This is a genomic window from Nocardia lijiangensis NBRC 108240 (assembly GCF_001613045.1).
Classification (GTDB): Bacteria; Actinomycetota; Actinomycetes; order Mycobacteriales; family Mycobacteriaceae; genus Nocardia; species Nocardia lijiangensis.
This window is the reverse complement of record NZ_BDBP01000219.1, coordinates 1-758: the sequence shown is the minus strand read 5'-3', so window position 1 is coordinate 758 and position 758 is coordinate 1. Positions and strand designations below refer to the sequence as shown.

General features: G+C 73.5%; 1 protein-coding gene. It reads left to right on the top strand.

Annotation, left to right across the window (positions count from 1 at the left end; translation table 11 throughout):
* On the top strand, positions 1-758 hold a 758-nt coding region (locus NL1_RS35980), incomplete at both ends, for an amidohydrolase family protein (RefSeq protein WP_156095225.1).

Here is a 758-nt window from a genome sequence, read left to right as displayed (position 1 = left end):
CGCCGCGCTGGACGCGGCGGCCGCCCGCGGCATCGTGGCGGTCCACGAATGCTCCGGGCCCGACATCGCGGGCCGCGAGGACGTACGCGAACTGCTGGAATTCGAGCACGGCGTGGAGGTCCGCGCCTACTGGGGCGAGGCCGTGACCAGCCCCGAGGAGGCCAAGGCCCTGGTCGCCGAGCTCGGGGTGCACGCGCTCGGCGGCGACCTGTTCGTGGACGGCTCGCTCGGTTCGCGCACCGCCTGGCTGCGCGAACCCTACGCCGACACGCCCGGGACGGGTATCGGATATCTGGACGCCGACGCCATTGCCGCGCACCTGCGAGCGTGCACCGCGGCGGGCATCCAGGCCGGCTTCCACGTGATCGGCGATGCCGCCATGGACGCGGTGGTAGCGGGCTTCCAACGGGTCGCCGACGAGCTCGGCGGCCCGGCCGTCGCGGCACGCGGACACCGGGTCGAACACGCCGAGATGCTCGACGCCGAGCAGATCGGCAAGCTCGCCGCATGGGGCGTGATCGCCAGTGTCCAACCGGTTTTCGACGCGACATGGGGCGGTCCGGACGGCATGTACGCGGCCAGGCTCGGCGCCGATCGGGCCGCCGCGCTGAATCCGTTCGCGGCCATGGCCGCCGCCGGTGTATCACTGGCCATCGGATCGGACGCGCCGGTCACCGAATTGAACCCGTGGCTTGCCGTGCGCGCCGCGGCCAACCACCGGACGCCGGGCCACGGCATCTCGCCGCGCGCGGCCTTCG